At 60.1% G+C, this 20,170-nt stretch carries 16 protein-coding genes, 1 tRNA gene and 1 pseudogene; 3 read left to right on the top strand and 15 right to left on the bottom strand.

Annotated elements, in window-relative coordinates:
- Positions 1-28 precede the first annotated feature (28 nt).
- From rpsF to rnr, 3 genes and pseudogenes are all read right to left on the bottom strand, one after another.
- Positions 29-478, bottom strand: coding sequence for a 30S ribosomal protein S6 (gene rpsF, locus Q7L05_RS01275; protein WP_303901000.1), 450 nt, complete (start codon positions 476-478; stop codon positions 29-31).
- A gap of 703 nt (positions 479-1,181) precedes the next feature.
- On the bottom strand, positions 1,182-1,934 hold the full coding sequence (gene rlmB / locus Q7L05_RS01270; protein WP_303900999.1) for a 23S rRNA (guanosine(2251)-2'-O)-methyltransferase RlmB: 753 nt from the start codon (positions 1,932-1,934) through the stop codon (positions 1,182-1,184).
- Positions 1,934-4,108: pseudogene (gene rnr / locus Q7L05_RS01265) on the bottom strand (ribonuclease R); the annotation flags it as partial. The pseudogene rnr and the gene rlmB, both read right to left, overlap by 1 nt.
- Before the next feature lie 148 nt (positions 4,109-4,256).
- Between rnr and Q7L05_RS01260 the strand changes: the two are divergent.
- A tRNA-Leu gene (locus Q7L05_RS01260) sits at positions 4,257-4,343 on the top strand.
- A 215-nt stretch (positions 4,344-4,558) separates the two neighbouring features.
- On the opposite strand, the gene Q7L05_RS01255 is transcribed toward Q7L05_RS01260, so the two are convergent.
- The 12 genes from Q7L05_RS01255 to Q7L05_RS01200 all read right to left on the bottom strand — a co-directional run bounded on the left by Q7L05_RS01255 (position 4,559) and on the right by Q7L05_RS01200 (position 18,070).
- A complete protein-coding gene (locus Q7L05_RS01255) occupies positions 4,559-5,869 on the bottom strand; it encodes an adenylosuccinate synthase (protein WP_303900997.1) in 1,311 nt (436 codons plus the stop codon).
- Between the two features lie 367 nt (positions 5,870-6,236).
- On the bottom strand, positions 6,237-7,415 hold the full coding sequence (locus tag Q7L05_RS01250) for an ATP phosphoribosyltransferase regulatory subunit (RefSeq protein ID WP_303901055.1): 1,179 nt from the start codon (positions 7,413-7,415) through the stop codon (positions 6,237-6,239).
- Positions 7,416-7,417: 2 nt separating this feature from the next.
- Positions 7,418-7,606, bottom strand: a complete 189-nt coding sequence (locus Q7L05_RS01245) for a DUF2065 domain-containing protein (protein ID WP_303900996.1) — start codon at positions 7,604-7,606, stop codon at positions 7,418-7,420.
- 67 nt (positions 7,607-7,673) lie between these two features.
- Positions 7,674-8,555: a protease modulator HflC gene (hflC, locus tag Q7L05_RS01240; protein ID WP_303900995.1), complete on the bottom strand. Its 882-nt coding sequence runs from the start codon at positions 8,553-8,555 to the stop codon at positions 7,674-7,676.
- The gene (gene hflK, locus Q7L05_RS01235; RefSeq protein WP_303900994.1) at positions 8,552-9,736 is read right to left on the bottom strand and encodes an FtsH protease activity modulator HflK; all 1,185 of its coding nucleotides are present in this window, start codon (positions 9,734-9,736) and stop codon (positions 8,552-8,554) included. The genes hflC and hflK overlap by 4 nt, the downstream gene beginning before the upstream one ends.
- A 234-nt stretch (positions 9,737-9,970) precedes the next feature.
- Positions 9,971-11,257, bottom strand: coding sequence for a ribosome rescue GTPase HflX (gene hflX / locus Q7L05_RS01230; protein ID WP_303900993.1), 1,287 nt, complete (start codon positions 11,255-11,257; stop codon positions 9,971-9,973).
- 38 nt (positions 11,258-11,295) lie between these two features.
- Positions 11,296-11,571, bottom strand: coding sequence for an RNA chaperone Hfq (gene hfq / locus Q7L05_RS01225; RefSeq protein WP_303900992.1), 276 nt, complete (start codon positions 11,569-11,571; stop codon positions 11,296-11,298).
- Between the two features lie 151 nt (positions 11,572-11,722).
- A complete protein-coding gene (gene miaA, locus Q7L05_RS01220) occupies positions 11,723-12,670 on the bottom strand; it encodes a tRNA (adenosine(37)-N6)-dimethylallyltransferase MiaA (RefSeq protein ID WP_303900991.1) in 948 nt (315 codons plus the stop codon).
- A gap of 60 nt (positions 12,671-12,730) precedes the next feature.
- Complete coding sequence (mutL, locus tag Q7L05_RS01215) at positions 12,731-14,458, bottom strand: DNA mismatch repair endonuclease MutL (protein ID WP_303900990.1); 1,728 nt, start codon at positions 14,456-14,458, stop codon at positions 12,731-12,733.
- Between the two features lie 176 nt (positions 14,459-14,634).
- Entirely contained in the window at positions 14,635-15,924 is a 1,290-nt protein-coding gene (locus Q7L05_RS01210; RefSeq protein ID WP_303900989.1) for an N-acetylmuramoyl-L-alanine amidase, read from the bottom strand.
- A gap of 197 nt (positions 15,925-16,121) precedes the next feature.
- A complete protein-coding gene (gene tsaE, locus Q7L05_RS01205; protein WP_303901054.1) occupies positions 16,122-16,544 on the bottom strand; it encodes a tRNA (adenosine(37)-N6)-threonylcarbamoyltransferase complex ATPase subunit type 1 TsaE in 423 nt (140 codons plus the stop codon).
- Positions 16,545-16,588: 44 nt separating this feature from the next.
- The gene (locus Q7L05_RS01200; RefSeq protein ID WP_303900988.1) at positions 16,589-18,070 is read right to left on the bottom strand and encodes an NAD(P)H-hydrate dehydratase; all 1,482 of its coding nucleotides are present in this window, start codon (positions 18,068-18,070) and stop codon (positions 16,589-16,591) included.
- A gap of 19 nt (positions 18,071-18,089) precedes the next feature.
- Between Q7L05_RS01200 and queG the strand changes: the two genes are divergently transcribed.
- A complete protein-coding gene (queG, locus tag Q7L05_RS01195) occupies positions 18,090-19,187 on the top strand; it encodes a tRNA epoxyqueuosine(34) reductase QueG (RefSeq protein ID WP_303900987.1) in 1,098 nt (365 codons plus the stop codon).
- A gap of 4 nt (positions 19,188-19,191) precedes the next feature.
- The gene (locus Q7L05_RS01190) at positions 19,192-20,067 is read left to right on the top strand and encodes a PfkB family carbohydrate kinase (protein WP_303900986.1); all 876 of its coding nucleotides are present in this window, start codon (positions 19,192-19,194) and stop codon (positions 20,065-20,067) included.
- Positions 20,068-20,170 lie beyond the last annotated feature (103 nt).

Here is a 20,170-nt window from a genome sequence, read left to right as displayed (position 1 = left end):
AAGGGAATACGGTCGGTAAGCCGAGCCGTTATTCGGAGGCGGCCTGCCCTTCGCTCTCGGCCGTTTCACCACCTTCTTCTTTGGCTTCGGGCTGAGGTTCGGGCTTGGCTTCGGGTCTGGCTTCGCCCCGGCTTTCCCGTGTCTCCCCTTCGTCCCTTTCTCTGACCTTGACCAGCGGCGAAGCTTCGGTCACGGCTTCCTTCTTCTGCAGGATCAGGTTACGGATAACGGCGTCGTTGAAACGGAACGCGGACTCCAGCTCGGCCATCGCTTCACCGTTGCACTCCACATTCATGAGCACGTAATGCGCCTTGTGGATCTTGGCAATCGGAAAAGCCAGTTGGCGGCGGCCCCAATCTTCCAGACGATGGATCTGCCCGCCAGTGGACTCGATGGTCGACCGATAACGCTCAACCATGGCAGGGACCTGCTCGCTCTGGTCCGGATGGACCAGAAAGACGATTTCGTAATGTCGCATTAATAGCTCCTTACGGTTTATGCAGCCTCAGGCCCATTGCCTGAAGCAAGGAGATCCCGGGCAACACCCGGGAAAAGCCGGCCATTGTACTCGACTCAAGGGGCGTGGGCAATTGTGCAACAGGGCAGCCCAGGGCAACCGCATACTTTGAAGCGAGCGGTGTAAGTCCTTGATAGCAGGTCGTCGGCAGCAGGGATGCTGCCGTCGAGCGTACACGGATGTATTTACAGCGTACCTGCTGTCAAGGACTTATATCGCTCGCCGGCATCAAAAATGTGAGTATGCGTTTACCCTGCAGGGCAGCCCAGGGCAGCCGCATACTTTGAAACCAATGATGCAAGTGCTTGATATCAAGTCATCGGCAGCAGGGATGCTGCCGTCGAGCCTACAGGGATGTATTCACGGCGCACCTGATACCCAGCACTTGCTTCGCTCGCCAAGCACCAGGCTTGTGAGTATGCGTTTACCCTGGCTATCAGCACTAGCAGCCTGTAGCGAGGCGGTCAAAACCCCTTCACGCGCACCAGGAGCGACAGAAACCGCAATACGTCCAAGCGAAATTCGGCCTATATCCGCCTTTCCGCGTTAGAGCATGCCGCCATAGTGGCGGTAGTAGAGAATGTCTGGAACCTATTCTCGAGAATGCCCGAGCCGAGTGGGTCTGGTCTGACAGGCTACCGGGAGCCTGTCAGAGAATAGGCTCCTAGCAACCGGCAACCAGACGCTGGCGATACGCCTCGTACAGGCAGACCCCCGCCGCCACGGAGACATTCAGGCTTTGAACCGTTCCCCGCATCGGAATCGTGACCAGCTCGTCGCAGCCCTTGGCCGTCAGACGTCTCAGCCCCTGCCCCTCCGCACCCAGTACCAGTGCCAATGGCCCGGTCAGTTGCGCCTGGTAGAGGTAGCCGCTGGCGCCCTCAAGAGCCGTCCCCACCACCCATACCCCGGCGCTGCGCAAGCTGGCCAGGGTTCGGGAAAGATTGGTGACAGAGACCAGGGGTACCGATCCGACGGCACCGCTGGCCACCTTGCGCACCGTTGGTGTCAATCCGCAGGCCCGATCCCGCGGCACGACCACCGCGTGAGCCCCGACGGCGTCTGCGGTACGCAGGCACGCCCCGAGATTGTGCGGATCGGTGACTCCGTCCAGGATCAACAGAAGAGGCGGCTCCTCCATCGTAGTGAGCCGGTTTTCGAGAAAGGACTCGTCCCGCGGGGCCTCGCCGCGAATACGGGCTACCACGCCCTGATGACGCCCGCCGTTCGTCAGACGGTCCAGCTCCGGCTTCGAAAGCCACTCAACCCCCACGCCCGCCCGTTCGGCGAGTTGGGCCAGATGGCGAAGTCGCTTGTCCTTGCGACGGCTATCCAGCCAAAGGGCGGTAATACTGTCGGACTGAAGCTCGATCACGGCCTGCACGGCGTGCAGGCCGAAAACGGTTTCCTCCTTCATTCCTCGACCATTTCAAAATCGATCTTTCGCTCATCCAGATTGACGGCCAGAACGCGGATACAAACCTTGTCGGCGAGACGGTACATGCGTCGGGTGCGCTCCCCGGTCAGGCGATGCTTGGCCGGGTCGAAGTGGTAGTAATCGTTGCTGAGCGCGGTCACATGGACCAGTCCTTCGGCATAGATGTCATCGAGGGTGACAAACAGGCCGAAGCCGGTCACCCCGGTGATGATCCCGTCGTACTCGTCTCCTACCCGGTCCATCATGAACTCGCATTTCAGCCAGTCGGTTGCATCCCGCGTGGCATCATCGGCGCGACGCTCGGTCATCGAGCAGTGCTCGCCGAGCAGGACCATGTCTTCCATCGAGTAATGAAAGTCTTCCGCCGATTTTTTGGACAGCCGATGGCGGATAGCTCGATGCACTAAAAGGTCCGGGTAGCGACGGATTGGCGAGGTAAAGTGTGCGTATGCCTTGTACGAAAGACCGAAATGGCCCTTGTTATCCGGCGTGTAAACCGCCTGCGCGAGTGAACGTAGCAGCACGGTCTGGATCAGGTGGGCATCGCTACGTCCGCGCACCTGGTCGAGAAGGACCCCGTAGTCTTTCGGCTGTGGCTCATCACCCCCGCCCAGCGAAAGCCCAAGTTCGCCAAGGAACTCCCTCAGCCTCTCCAGCTTCTCCAGACTGGGCCCGGGGTGCACACGGTAGAGACTGGGGAGTTCGGAGCTGCTGAGGAAATCGGCCGTCGCCACATTGGCAATCAACATGCACTCTTCGATCAGACGGTGTGCATCATTACGCTCCACCGGCACGATACGCTCGATCTTTTTGTTCTCACCGAACACGATCATCGTCTCGGTAGTCTCGAAATCGATGGCACCGCGACGCTTGCGCTCGGCATGCAACGCGTGGAAGAGATCATGGAGATGTTCCAGGTCGGGGACGACACTCCGATATTGCTCGCGCAGCTCCCGGTCCTTATCCACCAGCATCGCGGCCACTTTGTTGTAGGTCAGCCGGGCATGGGAGCGCATCACGGCGGGATAGAACCGATATCCCTCCAGCTTTCCCCTGGAGCTGACCTCCATGTCGCACACCATCACCAACCGGTCGACGTTCGGATTCACCGAGCAAAGGCCATTGGAAAGCGCTTCCGGCAGCATCGGGATCACACGACCGGGGAAATAGACCGAATTGCCCCGCATCCGCGCCTCAACATCCAGTGCACCGCCAGGCATCACGTAATGCGAAACATCGGCGATCGCCACGACCAGGCGCCACCCGTCACCGTGGGGTTCGCAGAAGACAGCATCATCGAAGTCCTTTGCATCTTCCCCATCGATAGTGACCAGATGCATCTCGCGAAGATCGGTCCGCCCCTGTTTGTCACTCTCAGCGACCTCCCGCGGCAGCTCGGCAATCTCCGTATCCATGAATACCGACCACTCATGGGGCAGGCCATGGGCGCGAATGGCGAGATCGACCTCCATCCCCGGCGCCATGTGATCCCCGAGGATCTCGATGACGCGACCAATGGCCTGGCGATAACGAGTGGGATACTCAATGAGCTCGACCGTAACCAGCTGGCCGAACTCCGCCCCGTACACCTGATCAGGAGGCACCAGAATGTCCTGATTGATGCGTTTGTTATCGGGAATCAGAAAGCCGACGCCACCCTCCACGTAATAGCGGCCGACCACGTGCGTATTGCCGTGTTCGAGCACCTCGACAATGGTGCCCTCCTTACGACCACGTCGGTCAATCCCCGATACCCGCGCGACCACCCGATCACCATGCAGTGCACCGTGCATCTCCTTGGGTGAAAGAAACAGGTCCTCGCCCCCCTCATCGGGGATAAGGAATCCGAAGCCGTCCGCATGGCCAACCACACGTCCCCGAACGAGATCCATTTTGCTAATCAGGCCGTAGCCGCCGCGCCGGTTCTGCATTAACTGCCCATCGCGCTCCATGGCCCGCAGGCGGCGGCGCAAAGCCTCCAGAGGCTCATCCCCTTCCAGCTTCAGTGCCGCGGCGATCTGCTGGCGGGTCATCGGGCGCCCCTGTTCGGCCAGCATGTCCATGATGAACTCACGGCTGGGAATGGGATTCTCGTACTTGCGGGCCTCGCGTGTCTGATGCGGGTCCTTCTTATTGGAAAAACGTTTCGCCATAAAGGGCTCTTGTTGTCGGTTCGTTTAAATACATAATTGTACCAATTCCGGGCGGCTGCGATGAAAAGTTTCCGCCTACCGCCCAACTATTGACAATCACTGGATGGCCAAGTAAAGTGCCCGCCTCTCGGGACGTAAGCGTCTCGGAGCCGAGGTGGTGAAATTGGTAGACACGCTAGCTTCAGGTGCTAGTGGGGGAAACCCCGTGGAGGTTCGAGTCCTCTCCTCGGCACCATCTTTTTGAAAGGCTGCTCTTTGAGCGGCCTTTTTTTATGGGCGCCAAACTGTCCCACAGGTCACAAGACGCGCCGCAAATCTCGATACAAATCGAGAACAATCAATCGCCTACGCGTGACAGGTAGCCCATTGAATCCCTCTACCAGAGGCGTCAATAAAAAAAACCCGACGGCGCATGACCATCGGGCTGGTTGCAGTCGGTTTAGCGGCCGGCTATCCGAATGGACTGCGCAGTACGATAGTATCGGCGCGGTCCGGGCCGGTGGAAATAATATCCACAGGTATGTTGACGACCTCCTCGATCTTGCGGATGTAGGCCTTGGCGTTCTCCGGCAATCGATCGTAATCGCGCACGCCCACCGTGCTTTCGCTCCAGCCCGGCAGGTCGATGTACTGGGGACGGCACTGTTCGTAGGCATCGGCGCCTACGGGCGGGGCATCCAGAATTTCACCGTCACACTGGTAGCCTACTGCGATACGCAGGGTTTCAAGGCCGTCGAGCACGTCCATTTTGGTCAGGCAGATCCCGGAAAGACTGTTGATCTGCACCGAGCGTCGCAGGCTCACGGCATCCAGCCATCCACAGCGACGCGGCCGGCCAGTGGTGGAGCCGAATTCGTGCCCCTGATCGGCCATGCGCTTGCCGATGGGGTCCGACAGATCGGCCCCATCATAGAGTTCGGTCGGGAACGGTCCTGCACCGACGCGGGTAGTGTACGCCTTGGTAATTCCCAACACGTAATCGATATCGCGCGGGCCGACGCCGGTACCGGTGCATGCACCGCCGGCCGTCGGATTCGACGACGTCACGTAGGGATAGGTCCCGTGATCGATATCCAGCAGCGTGCCCTGGGCCCCCTCGAACATGACGTCCTTACCGTCGGCGCGGAGTTTGTGAAGCAGCCCGGTGACGTCGGCCACCATCGGGCGGATGCGCTCTGCCATGGCCAGGCCCTGCTCGAGCACTTCCTGAAAGTCCACCTGCTCCGTCTTGAAGTAGTGCTTCAGCGCAAAGTTGTGGTAATCGAGTACCTCACCCAGCCGCGCGGCAAAGCGCTCGCGATGCATCAGGTCTCCTACTTTCAGGCCGCGGCGGGAAATCTTGTCCTCATAGGCGGGGCCGATGCCACGTCCGGTAGTGCCGATGGCCTTCTTGCCGCGCGCCCTTTCCCGCGCCTGGTCCAGCGCGATGTGGTAGGGAAGGATCAGCGTGGAGGCCTCGCTGATGCGCAGCCGGCTTTCGACATCCACATCGCTGGCTCTCAGCATCGCCATCTCTTCGAGCAGCGCGTCGGGCGACAGTACGACACCGTTACCGATCAGACACAGGACACTCTCGTGGAGAATGCCCGAAGGGATGAGGTGAAGAATCGTCTTCTTGCCGTCGATGACCAGCGTGTGACCGGCATTGTGACCGCCCTGGAAGCGCACGACGGCACTGGCCTTTTCGGTAAGGAGATCAACGACCTTGCCCTTGCCCTCATCGCCCCACTGGGTACCGATGACTACTACATTCTTCCCCATTTTCCGCTCTCTCTCACAAAGAACCCCGCATTTTCGGTGCGGGGTCATCGCCTTGGCGTGTTATTTGGAATAGCTTTCGCAACTGCTGGCCGGTCGTGCTAGCCCCGGCTGGTTTACCAGATTACTTCGTCGCCGGGCTCCTCGCAATGACAGCGAAGGGAGATTCCTCGAGAATATCGATGCCGCTGGCACTCTTTGCGGTGCCAGGAGGCCTGTCCGAGAATAGCGACCGTCACGAAGGCAAGACTGATTGGGTCAGATTTTTCGGTCATTTGAGGCGAATAGTGGTTCGATTTAACGAAAATGAGCGAGAAATCCGGCCAATCAGGCTTGGCCGCAGTAGGTTAGTCTATTCTCGGACAGGCTCCTAGAGACCTTCGACCTTCCAGCTTCCGTCTTTCTCGACCAGTTGCCGGTCGCAGTCCATATCGGCCGCTGCACCCTGCTGGCCGGGAAGCGCCTGGACGACGCGCTCGCCGTTCTCGCGCAGCTTTGCAATGGCAGCATCCAGTACGGCGTCGTCGGCACAAGGGGCAAAGATACCACGAATCGGCCCGGTATCGTCAGTGGCCAGGGAGAGCACCTCCCGCAGGTCGGCGCTGAACCCGGTGGCCGGTCGGGCCCGCCCAAAGACGCGGGCAATGCCGTCGTACCGGCCTCCCTGGGCAATCGCCTGACCGCGGCCGGGTACAAAAGCGGCGAACACCACCCCGGTGTGGTAATGATACCCCCGTAGTTCCGCCAGATCGAAGTGCACGGACACGTCAGGGCGCTGTTCGACCGCAACGGCCACCCGCCGCAGGTTATCCAGCGCCACTTTCACCTCTTCGCCGGCACCGGAGAGCACCTCCCGGGCCTCTTCCAGGATTTGGGGGCCACCATTCAAGTCGGCAAGCGCTGCAAGGGCATCCGCAGCCGTTTTCCCGAGATCGGCAGCGGCAAGAATTTCGGCGATTTCCGGTTTGGCTTTTCGCTGTAACGCATCGAACAGGCGGTTCTCCGTATCGGCATCAAGCCCGGCATGGCGTGCCAGACCTCGAAAAATACCCACATGCCCCAAGTCGAGATAAACGTGCTCCAGTCCCGCCTTGAACAGTGTTTCCACCATCAACGTCAATACTTCGCGATCACTCTCCGGACCGGCGTGCCCATAGAGCTCCACACCCACCTGCATCGGGCTGCGGGTGCCGCCGTGGGATGCCGGGCGCGTACGCAACACGGTACCCAGATAGCAAAGACGGGTCGGTTCCTCACGCTGTAACTGGCTGGCATCGATACGAGCTACCTGCGGTGTCATATCCGCACGCACCCCCATCAACCTTCCACTCAGCTGATCGGTCAGCTTGAAAGTTTCCAGATCCAGATCATTGCCGGCGCCGGTCAATAGCGAATCCAGGTATTCGATAAAGGGAGGAATGACCTGGCGGTAACCCCAGGTATGGAACAGCTCCAGTAACCCGCGACGGACCCGTTCAAGACGTTCTGCCTCGGGAGGAAGGAGTTCCTCGATGCCTTCGGGGAGCAGCCAGCGATCAGTGTCGACCATCTTCAGTGCCTCAGCCAATAAAGCAGCATCGCCCCGAGGGCCATGCTAATCAGCCCCGAGACGCGAATCGCACGGTCGTCCATTCGGGCGACCGAAACCATCAACTGCCGGAAATAGCCGGGAGAGAGTGTCGGTAGCAGACCTTCCAGCACCAACACCAAAGAGACAGCAACCCCAAGGTCAACCCACATCCACTCCCCCGATCAAATAAATGGCCGGACGGCCCTTACGGGCCGCCCGGCCGGTCCTTGCCTCTTATCAGCGGGCGCTTTCGGAGCCGACCGCCGCTTTGAAATAGCGGAAGAATTCAGAGTCCGGATCGAGTACCAACATATCGTTTTTCGAGCTGAATACGTTTCGGTAAGCGTCGAGACTCCGGTACAGAGCATAGAATTCTTCATCCTGGCCAAAGGCCTGGGCAAAGATCTCCGCCGCTGTCGCATCACCCTCACCTCGGGTACGTTCGGCATCACGATACGCCTCGGCCAGGATGACCGTTCGCTGACGGTCGGCATCGGCACGAATGCGTTCGGCGGCCTCGGCACCCCGGGAGCGCAGGTCCTTGGCTACGCGGCTGCGCTCGGCGCGCATACGCTGGTACACCGAATCGCTGACTTCCGCGGGCAGCTCGATGCGTTTGATGCGCACGTCGACGACGTCGATGCCGAAATGGTCGACATCCTGCTTAATCTTCCCGGCAATCACGCTCATGATTTCCGCGCGCTCACCCGAAATCGCCTCCTGGATGGTTCGCTTGCCGAATTCGGCCCGCAGCCCATCCTTGATCACCTGAGACAAGCGCAAACCGGCCTGGCGCTCATCACCGTTAGTAGTTTTGTAGAAGCTGGAGACGTCGTCGATACGCCACTTGATGAAGGCGTCGACGATGACGTTCTTCTTCTCGAAGGTAAGATAGCGTTCCGGTTCGGAGTCCAGCGTCAGGATCCGGTCTTCGAACTTGCGCACATTGTTGATGAAGGGGATCTTGAAGTGCAGCCCCGGCTCATAGGTTGCATCCTGGAACTCACCAAGCCGGAACTTCACAGCCTTCTCCCGTTCGTCGACGGTGAACATCGACATCGAGAGCAACCACGCGGCCACGGCGACGAGTATCAGGGATACGGTCATTTTAGTGCTCATCGGCGCACCTCCCTACTACGCAGATTATCTCGGACATTGGACGAAGGCTGCGAGCCTGAATTGTCCCGACTTCCGAGAGTGCGGGTCACGCCGGACTCCGGCGAACTCTGGTCACCCGCGGTAATACCGCGCTGCATCATTTTATCGATCGGCAGATACATCAGGTTATTGCTGTCCTTGGAGTCGATCATAATCTTGCTACTGTTGGACAGCACCGATTCCATCGTATCCAGATAGAGACGCTTGCGCATCACCTCCGGAGCCTTGGTGTATTCGGCCAATACGTTGGTGAAGCGGGCGGTTTCACCCTCGGCCCTGGCAATGACCTGCTCTCGATAGGCATTCGCCTCCTCGATGATGCGGGCAGCACCACCACGGGCCCGGGGCAGGATATCGTTGGAATAGGCTTCCGCCTCATTCTTCAGGCGTACCTCATCCTCACGAGCCTTGACGGCATCGGCAAAGGCATCCTGTACCTGTTCCGGAGCCTGGGCATCCTGCATGTTGAGAGTCGTTACAATCAGCCCGGCCCCGTAATCATCCAGGATCTCCTGGAGCAGTTTCTGGGCACGTACGACGATCTCGCTACGGCCACCGGTAATGATGAAGTCCATCTTGCTCTTGCCCACGATCTCGCGGACGGCACTCTCCAGGGACTGGCGCAGTGTCTCGTCAGGATCGCGAACATTGAACAGATATTCCTTCGGATCACCCACCCGATACTGGACAGCGAACTTGATGTCGATAATGTTCTCGTCCTGGGTGAGCATCAGGGCTTCATCGGCCCGATAACCGAGTTCGATACTACGGATGGAGTCCACATCGACACGCTCCATCTTGTCGATGAAACGTGGATACCAGTGCAGGCCCGGTCCAGTCGTCGACTGATAGTCACCGAAGCGCAAAACCACGGCGCGTTTACCCTCCTCGACGATATAGAAGCCCGACAGCCCCCAGACCACGAGGGCCAGGACCAGCACCACTCCCAGACTGGCTGCTCCCACTCCGCCACCGGAAGCACCGCCTCCGCCACCGCTTTTGCCGCCACGGCCACCGAAAATACCTTTGAATCTGGTCTGCAGTTTGCGAACAACCTCGTCCAGGTCCGGTGGTCCTTGCTCATTATTACGGCCGCCCCACGGATCTCGCCCGCCGGAGCCACCCGGTTCATTCCAGGCCATTAAGACACTCCAATCGCATATTGCGTGTTAACACCGGAATTTCTGACGCCCCCAGGCACAAAATTCCGGTTAAGAAAGCACTTCAAATCGGCTGCAAATTCTAGCAGCCTGTCGAACTTGAGAATAATCACTTCAGCATTCTGTTCCTGTATCGCTCTAAATCATTGCACCCTGTTAGCCCTGCACCTGTCGGCACGCGCTGATGGTACAGGCTGTGGGCAGCCTCCGACAGGCTTAAGCCGGCGGTAACAGGACAGCAAACTCTTCCTGCTTTCGCAGGTAATCGAGGATCTGCGGCTCGATTTCCACCTCCAGCAGCCAATCACCACTGCTGTTATCCACTGACTCCTCACGGACCGCGCCCGCTTCATAGAGCCGCGCCCGCAATCGCCCCGCTTCGGGCGGAATGCGCAGTGAACGCCGCTCCCGGTAATGCCGGAAATGCTCATCGAGCGCCTCCAGCATACCTTCCATCCCTGTGCCTTGGGCCGCCGAGAGATAGACCCGGCGAACATGGCCCTCAGCGTCGCTAGTAACGCGAGGCCGGCTCTTCGGCAGCAGGTCGATTTTGTTGTAAACCTCGATCTGCGGCACCTTGTCGGCGCCGATTTCAGCAAGGACCTCGTTGACCTGCTCGACCTTGGCTTGTCGATCATCATCCGAGGCATCGATCACGTGCAGCAGCAGGTCCGCATCGCGCGTCTCCTGCAGGGTGGACCGAAACGCCTCGACAAGGTCATGGGGCAAGTGACGAATGAACCCCACCGTGTCGGCCAGTACCACCGCATCGCCACCGGGCAGCGGCAGCCGCCGTAGCGTCGGATCCAGGGTCGCGAAAAGCTGATCCGCAACGTAGACCGTGTCGGTTGTCAGTCCATTGAACAGAGTCGATTTGCCGGCATTAGTATATCCGACCAGAGAAACCGTGGGGATCTCCGCACGCCGCCGCCCACGGCGGCTCTGTTCACGCTGCCGCCGCACCTTTTCCAGTCGCCGGTGTAGGGACTTGATGCGCTCACCGAGCATACGCCGATCCGACTCCAACTGTGTCTCGCCGGGACCGCGTAGTCCGATGCCGCCCTTCTGGCGCTCCAGATGGCTCCATCCCCGAACCAGGCGGGTGGAGAGGTGCTGCAACTGAGCCAGTTCCACCTGCAATTTACCTTCATGAGAGCGGGCACGCTGGGCAAAGATATCGAGAATCAGACCCGTCCGATCCAGAACACGGCATTGGACCAAACGCTCCAGATTTCGTTCCTGGGAAGGCGAAAGCGGGTGGTTGACCAAGACGATATCGGCCTCCTCCCGCTCTGCCCGGTCGCGGATTTCCTCGGCTTTGCCGCTACCGACGAAATATCTCGGTTCGGGTTGGCGCCTTGATCCGGTCACGACGGAAACGGGCTGGGCTCCGGCCGAAACGACCAGTTCCTCAAACTCCTCGAGGTCCTCACGTTCGCTCTCGGGCAGCAGATCCAAATGCACCAGGACAGCACGTTCGCCGCCGGTAGGACGTTCAAGCAAGGCGGCCTCCCACGCTGTCCTGAGAGACAGCCATCCAATCAGAAATTGCCGGGCGAAGAAGACTCATCCGGTTGTGAGGAAGAATTCGGTGGTGGTGCAAAGCTCACCTTAACGCTGCGTGCAGGCACGATAGTGGAAATGGCGTGTTTGTAAACCATCTGGTTTACGGCATTCTTCAATAGGACCACGAACTGGTCAAAAGATTCGATCTGTCCCTGCAGCTTGATGCCGTTGACCAGGTAAATGGAAACTGGAATCCGTTCTTTGCGCAGGGCATTCAGAAAGGGATCCTGCAGCGCTTGCCCTTTGCTCATTGGAGTTCTCCTCTCATTATTCTGTGGCGCAAGACGCGCCCCCAAAAGGTGACAGCTCATCACGTGACGTATTTTGCTAGTTATTTAAACGACGTACTTAGTTATCATAGCATTTCACTCACCCGGTAAAGGCGGTCCGGATAATCCTACTCTAGGCAATGGGCCCGTAGTCCACGGTTTTCAAGGCCTTCGCGAGTCGATTCGGGTCCTCCGATTCCAGCCAGCGTAGCCCTTTTTCCTTGCGAAGCCAGGTAAATTGCCGTTTCGCGAGCTGTCGGGTAGCGATAACTGCCCGCTCGACGGCGGTGTCGAAATCCCACTCACCCGCAAGATAGTTCCAAATCTGACGATAGCCTACGCAGCGAATGGAGGGATGCTCCGGCGTCAGGTCGCCCCGACGGTAGAGCCGCTCGACTTCCTCGACGAAGCCTTCTTCGATCATCTGTTGCAGCCGTAGCGCAATGCGTTCCTGCAACGCCACCCGGTCCGTCGGCGCAATCGCCAGTTTCACCGGGGCAAAAGGCAGTGCCGACGCCTCAGCCTCCCGCCACAGCTCACTCATCGGGCGATCGGTCAGGTAATAGACTTCCAGCGCCCGCTGCAATCGCTGCGGGTCGTTCGGATGAATCCTCCGGGCAGATTCCGGGTCGACCGTCGCCAAACGCCTGTGCATTTCATTCCAGCCAATCTCGGCCGCCTCGTCACTCAAGCGTCCTCGAAGTTCCGCATCGGCGACGGGCAGCGGCGCGATCCCCTGCTCCAGGCTTCGGAAGTAAAGCATGGAGCCCCCCACCAGAAGAGGAATGCGTCCAGCGGCACGAATTCCGTTCATTTCCCGCAGCGCATCTTCCCGGAAGCGCGCGGCCGAATAGCTTTCGGCCGGGTCGAGGAAATCGATTAAACGGTGCGGCACCCGTGCCAGGATTTCCGGATCGGGTTTGGCCGTACCGATATGCATCTCCTTGTAGACCAACGCTGAATCAACGCTGATGATTTCCACCGGCAGCCGTTCAGAGAGCTCAACCGCCAGATCGGTCTTGCCGGAGGCGGTTGGTCCCATGAGGAAAATAGCAGCGGGTCGGGTATTCATATCGGACATGATTGGAAGATTGAGCCCAAATATTTCAACAAAATCACGCAAAGGCGTAATCAGGATTGGTTAGACTGAATCCGTCTCGAACAGGCGAGCAAGGATTTCAGGGGTGAGACGGATCCAGCATCCGGACAGTTCCCCCGCCAGCGGCTCCAGTTCCGCCAACAGCTCCTCTGCCGCCGCGCGATCCAGTGTTCGGCAATGGGCGGTGCTGGCACATCGGGCCAGATTCCTGAGCAGCACAGGCTCATCAACTCCGGTTTCCATGGCCTCAAGCAGTGCCCGGGCCAGGGGAATCGGTTGCACACGGCGCAATGGCGCCGGTTGCTGTCGAATCATCAGTGTGGTCTCGCCGATCGGTGAGAGCTCGAATCCGAGACGGGAAAGACGTTCGGGTTCCTGCTCCAGCCGGACGACCGCCGCTCTCTCCACCTCCAGCGACTCGGGAACCAGCAGCGGCTGGGGACGGATCGTCTGGTCGTGCCAGGCTGCTTGCAGTCGATGACAGGCGATTGCCTCCCGCGCAGCGCCGCCGTCAATCAGACGCGCGCCATCGACGTGCTCGGTAAGCAGGTAGTTTTCAAAAAGAATGTCCACCAGCCGCCCCAGTGTCCGCTTCGGCTCCGCCGTACTGCGCGGCGTCGAGCGCGGAACAGCGGCCGTTCCGGCCAGGAGGCGGGCGTAACCGGTGATCGATTCACGAATGGCGGTTTCGGAGGCGGGGCGCAATTCGGTTTTCGGATAGGGCGTCACCTGAATGGCGGGCTGCTCGACCTGAGGTACCGCAGCCGACAGGCCCGGCTCGAGTGCATCGCGGACGGCCCGGTAAAGAAAATCATGGATCAGCCGCGCCTCCCGAAACCGGACCTCGTGCTTGGTGGGATGGACGTTGACGTCCACCTGGGTCGGGTCCAGCTCGAGAAAAAGGACATAGCCGGGATAGCGCCCCACCGGGAGGACATCCCGGTGGGCCTGTCGCAGGGCGTGACCGATCAGCCGGTCACGAACCAGCCGGTGGTTCACGTAAAAATACTGCAGATCGGCCTGACTGCGTGCCGCTTCGGGTCCCGCGACCCGCCCCCAAAGGTGCAGTCCCGCCGCGGAAAAGTCGACCGATACGGATGTTTTCAAAAAAGCCCGGCCCGTGACCTCGCCGATACGCCGTTCCAGGGCATCCGATTCCCTGCCACAGCGCACTTGCAGAATCCGCCGACGGTTATGCGTCAACGAAAACCCCACCTCGAATCGACTCAATGCCAGACGTCGGAACACCTGTTCCAGATGGCCCCATTCGGTCGACTCGGAACGGAGGAATTTCCGTCGGCCCGGTGTATTGAAAAACAGCTCGCGAACCTCGACCGTGGTGCCCGGAGGATGAGCAGCCGGCGTTATCTCAGCCGCAGGGCCCTCTGCCCGCCAGCCCTGCTCATCCGCCTTGCGCCGCGTGGTGATGGAGAGCCTCGACACGGAAGCAATACTGGCCAGCGCTTCACCACGAAACCCAAGGGACTTCAAATGGGCAAGGTCATTCTGATCGGCCACTTTACTGGTCGCGTGGGGACTGAGGGCCAGGGCCAGGTCCTCATGGTGGATACCGGCACCGTTGTCACGCACACGGATCAGACCCACACCCCCCTTCTCAACCTCGACCTCGATACGGTCGGCACCGGCATCGATGCTATTTTCCAGCAACTCCTTGAGGACGGACGCAGGGCGTTCCACCACCTCGCCGGCAGCGATCTGGTTGGCAAACTGGGAGGAGAGCAGTCGAATGCGTCGCGGCGCGGCGTCCATGTGCGTTAGGTTAACCGGACGTTTCGGCAATTGCTACAAGCCAATCGAGCAGTAGCGAGTAACGAGGCGGTGATCGCAACAGCCTAGCAGTCCATGCGGGAAGTAGTGTGGCAATCAGAGCCCCGCATGGACCACTAGCTACTCACCACTAGCTACTAGCCACTCGCCACTGAGCGTTATCCACCACCGGGAATTTGTAGCACCTGTCCGACACGTATGGTGTTGTCGCTGAGACCGTTAAAATGGCGGATGGCATCGGTACTGACGCGATACTGACGGGCGATCTCCGATAGCGTGTCGCCACGGGAGATCACATAAGTCTGGCGTTCGGCCAGCAGCGTGCCGGGCGGAGGATACTGCTGGAAGTAATTGCGGATACCGTTTTTAATCGCACGGGCCATTTTGTACTGATGATCCGACGAAACCAGCGCACGCTCATCGGAAGGGTTGGAAATGAAAGCGGTTTCTATCAGCAGAGAAGGAATGTCGGGCGCCTTCAGAACCCGGAACGCCGCACGCTCCACTTTGTATTTGTGGATTTTCCCGACTTTTTTGATGTCCTGAAGAACCTGTTCAGCGACGTTATAACTCGCCTCATTACTTGCCGTCTGCGACAGATCCAGCAGCACGGAGGCTAGCAGGCTGTCTTTACCGTCCAGACTGACACCACCAATAAGGTCCGAAGAGTTCTCCTTATGGGCAATCAGACGGGCGTGTTCACTCGAGGCCCCCCGGTTGGAGAGTATGAAAACCGAAGCACCCTTCACGCGGGAGTCCCGGAATGCGTCAGCGTGGAGGGAAACAAACAGATCGGCGTTGGCCTGCCGCGCCTTTTCGACCCGTTTCAACAGACTAAGGTAGTAATCGCCATCCCGGGTCAAAATCGCCCGCATTCCGGGCTCTTTGTTGATCAGGCCGGCCAACTTGCGGGCTATCGCCAGAACTACCGTCTTTTCCCGAACACCGCTGGGCCCCGAGGCCCCCGGATCCTCACCGCCGTGACCGGCATCGATGGCCACCAGGACTTCCCGGGCACGCTCCACCTGATTTAATCGGCGCACGGGGTGCGATGATCCCCCGGATTTCTCCAGATCGATTACCAGCCTATGCCCATATTTGTCATTCGGACTCAGGGCGAAACTCTTTGGCCGGATTTTCTCATCCAAATCCAGGACGATACGCAGATCGGTTTGATTATGGACACCGGAGCGAATGCCTTTCAGCAGCTTTCCGAAATTTTTGTGTTTCAGAGAAGTAGTCAGACTCGCATCTTCGATATCGATGACGACCCGCTCGGGGTTGGAGAGGGTGAAAAGCTTATGTTTGACCGGACCGCTCAAGTCGAAAACGAGGCGGGTGTGATCCGGTGCCGGCCACGCTCGCAATCCATCGACCCCTTCTTGGGCAAAGCCAGAGCCACCGAACAGCAGCAGAACAAACGTGCATAGCACCTTGGACCAGCGCATCTCCCGTCTCCCGGTGTCGGGACCGTTTCCATCGATTCGAAAGCGCCCGGCACCCTAACATGATTTTTCTTGTGAACTAATGACTTAGAACGTCTTCTTCGATTTCTTCGTGAGCTTATGATGCTAACTTAGAATGAAAGGTGCAAAAAATCAATCTCACTGACCCAAACAACTGTGATGGGAACCTCACCCTCTGCTTAAGAGCGGACCAAACAGCTGACTAACCTCCGTGCGGGCTCTGTGTAGGCCCGCAACCGCACATGTCGGCCGAGCCCGGTGTAATCAATGAACACTTCCAGGTCGGGCGCCGGCAGGACACCCGCACCCCGCTCAGGCCATTCGATCAGACGGACCGAGTCTTCCTCGAAATAGTCGCGGATACCCAGGAATTCCAGCTCTTCGGGATCACCAAGGCGATAGAGGTCGAAATGAAAGACCGACGGTTCCGTCTCATAGGGCTCGACCAGTGTGTAGGTTGGGCTCCTGACCGGCCCGGTGAAGTGAAGCCCCCGCAGGAAACCCCGCACCAGCGTGGTCTTCCCCGCCCCCAAATCGCCGCACAAGTAGATGGTCAGTGGCGCGGACGTACACCTGGCCAGACGTTCGCCGAGCATCATCATCGCATCCCCTGACACGACGGTGTGTTCACTCACGCTTTGCTCCCTCATGGGTTTACCAACCGTCGCATTTGCGGGATCAGGTCCGAGGCAATCAGACCGCGTTCGCCAGCTTCGGCTGCAGCCCGATCGCCCGCCGTCGAATGCAGGCACACGCCCACCCGGGCCGCTTCCGCCAGTGACAGCCCCTGTGCCAGAAGGCCGGCAATCACACCGGTCAACAGGTCCCCCATCCCCCCCGATGCCATGCCGGGATTGCCGGCGCTGCAGACCGCAATATGGTTATTTTCGTCCGCCACGAGGGTCCCGCTACCCTTGAGCACCACCACGCCGCCATAACGTTGCTGGATTTTTCGAGTCGCCTCGAAGCGATCCGTCTGCACCTCGCCCGCTCCACTGTTCAACAACCGGCCGGCCTCTCCGGGATGAGGTGTAAGCACCCACTGACCCCTGCAGACCGGCTCGGCAGACAGTGCATTAAGGGCATCGGCATCCATCACCAGGGGCTTTCCGGTTTCCAGCACCCGGGCAAGCATCTGCCGCCCCCAGGCGTCCCGGCCGAGCCCCGGACCGATGGCGATCACCGTGGCCCGCTCCAGCAGAGGCGATAAATCGGATCCCGCTTCGACACCGTGGGCCATGGCCTCGGGGTGCACTGCACTGATCCAGGCGGCATGCTGCCGCCGGGTAGCGATGCTGACCAGACCGGCGCCGACCCGCCCTGCCGCCTCCGCCGCCATCCGGGCAGCTCCCGCCATTCCCCGGTCGCCCCCAACCACCAGTACATGGCCGTAGCATCCCTTGTGGGCGTTGCGGGGGCGTGGCTTGAGAGAAGCGGTCAATGCCCCGGCGCCGATACGCCGGGCGGAAGGTTCGATAGTGGCGTAAACCGAAGATGGGACATCGAGGGTATCGAACCGCAACTTGCCACACTGCTCCGGGCCATCACCGGTCAGGAGACCCTGTTTGAGGCCGATAAAGGTAATGGTCGCCTCGGCCTTCACGGCGGCACCGAGTACCGTCCCGGTATCGGCCCCCAGCCCGGAAGGGATATCCAGGGCAAACACCGGTGCCGGTGCAGCATTCAATGCCTCGATGGCCCGGCGAAAATCCCCCGTCACCTCTCCGCTCAACCCGGTGCCCAGCAACCCATCGACCAGCAAATCTTGACCCGCCAGCATCGTTGGCGAAAAGATCGCTTCAGGAATGCCGGCGGTCAGGGCGGCTTCCCGGGCCTGTCCGGCACTGCCGCCCGGCTCGCGAACGCCGGCTATCCTCAGGACCATTGCCTGCAGACCGGCCTCATGGGCAAGCCGCGCCACCACATAGCCGTCGCCGCCGTTATTGCCGGGGCCACAGAGCACAACCAGCCGGTTGGCGGCGGGCCAGAGCAGGCGCAACCCGTCGAATGCCGCCCTGCCGGCACGGTTCATCAAGGTGAGGGCATCGATTCCGCACTCCTCGATGGCAATGCGGTCCAACTCGCGAACCTGTTCGGCACGATAAAGTTCCAGCGGTAATTCAGTCATAACCGTTATCATAGCGACTATGGCAATTTCATATAACATGGACCGGCAGAACCTGGAGCCGAACGACCTCGCCCGGCACATTCGCGATTGGGGGCGGGAACTGGGGTTTCAGGCGGTCGGCATTACGGACATCGATCTCTCCGCCGCGGAGCGGCGCTTCCTCGATTGGCTCAAGGCGGGTTTTCACGGGGACATGGAGTACATGGCCCGCCACGGCACCCGGCGTTCACGTCCCGCGGAGCTGGTGGAGGGCACCTGCCGGGTCATCAGCGTGCGAATGGACTATCGACCCGCAGGGGCGGCCGATGCCGATGCCGTGCTGGCGGATTCACGCCAGGGCTATATCTCCCGTTATGCACTGGGCCGCGACTACCACAAACTGATGCGCAAACGGCTGGCCAACCTGGCCAGGCGTATCGAGGCGGCAGTGGGTCCATTCGACCATCGCGTGTTCGTCGACAGCGCGCCGGTACTCGAGAAGCCGTTGGCCGAGAAGGCCGGGCTCGGCTGGGTGGGCAAGCACTCCAATCTGCTGCACCGGGAGGGTTCGTGGTTCTTTCTCGGCGAGATCTATGTGGATCTGCCACTGCCGGTCGACACCGCGACCGAACCGCACTGCGGCTCCTGCCGGGCGTGCATGGACGCCTGCCCCACCCGGGCCATTGTCGCCCCCTATGCGGTCGATGCCCGGCTCTGCATCTCCTATCTCACGATCGAACTGCGCGGCTCGATCCCCGAAGAGCTGCGCCCGCTCATCGGCAACCGCATCTACGGCTGCGACGACTGCCAGCTGTGCTGCCCCTGGAACCGCTTCACCGCCAATACGGCCGAGGGTGATTTCGAGCCACGTCACGAACTCGACAGCACTTCGCTGGTGGAGCTGTTTACCTGGGATAAAGCCCGCTTTCTGCAGCGCACCGAAGGTTCGGCGATTCGCCGGCTCGGCCACGAACGCTGGCTGCGCAACATCGCCGTAGCGCTCGGCAACGCCCCTTCGGAACCGGCCATCATCGAGGCCTTGCAGGCCCGGCGCGAGGCTTGCTCCCCCCTGGTACGGGAGCATGTGGAATGGGCCTTGAACCAGCACGGTATCGCAACTTCGGAATCAGCAGGGTAAGGCAATGGCGAACATCCTGGGAGTGGGAAACGCCACCCTGGACATCATCAATGTCGTGGATGGCTACCCGGCCGAGGACGACGAGGTCCGCGCCGAGGCGCAGCGCATCTACCGCGGGGGCAATACGGCCAATAGCCTGGTGGTGCTCAGCCAGCTCGGACACCGCTGCCGGTGGGCAGGCACCCTCGCCGAGGAACGGGACGCCCGGCCCATTCTGGATGATTTCGAACGCCACCACATCGATACCGCTGCCGCCGCCACTATCTCTCACGGCAAGGTGCCGACCTCCTATGTAACCCTGAACAAGAGAACCGGCTCGCGCACCATCGTCCACTACCGCGACCTGCCGGAGTATGCTTTCGAGCACTTTGCGCGCATCGGCCTGCAGGAACTGGAGTGGGTGCATTTTGAAGGCCGCAATCCGGAGGCGGTAAAACGAATGCTGCAACGGGTAAAGACCGAACGCCCGAAACTGCCCTGTTCGCTGGAGGTGGAAAAGCACCGGCCGGGAATCGACGCGCTCTTCCACTACGTGGATCTACTGCTGTTCTCGCGCACCTTTGCGGAGAGCCGAGCGGCGGACTCCGCGGAGTCTTTCCTCGAAAGCATCCACAATGAGGCACCGGAATCCGATCTCGTCTGCGCCTGGGGCGAACAGGGCGCCTGCGGATTGACCCGGCGGGGTCAGCCGGTGGCCACGCCCGCCTTCGTACCTCCCCGGGTGGTGGATACCCTCGGCGCCGGCGACGTCTTCAATGCCGGAGTGATCGATGCCCGGCTTCGGGGGGAATCGCTGCAGTCATCGCTGGTTGCAGCGGCAAGGCTGGCGGGCCACAAGTGCGGGCAGGAGGGAATTGAAGGGATTGTGGGTAGTGGGTAGTGGGTAGTGGGTAGTGGGTAGTGGGTAGTGGGTAGTGGGGAGTGGGTAGTGGGTAGTGGGGAATGGGGAGTGGGGAATGGGGAATGGGGAATGGGGAATGGGG

It is taken from the genome of Thiohalomonas denitrificans (assembly GCF_016841685.1).
Classification (GTDB): Bacteria; Pseudomonadota; Gammaproteobacteria; order Thiohalomonadales; family Thiohalomonadaceae; genus Thiohalomonas; species Thiohalomonas denitrificans_A.
This window is presented reverse-complemented; position numbering and strand designations above follow the sequence as displayed.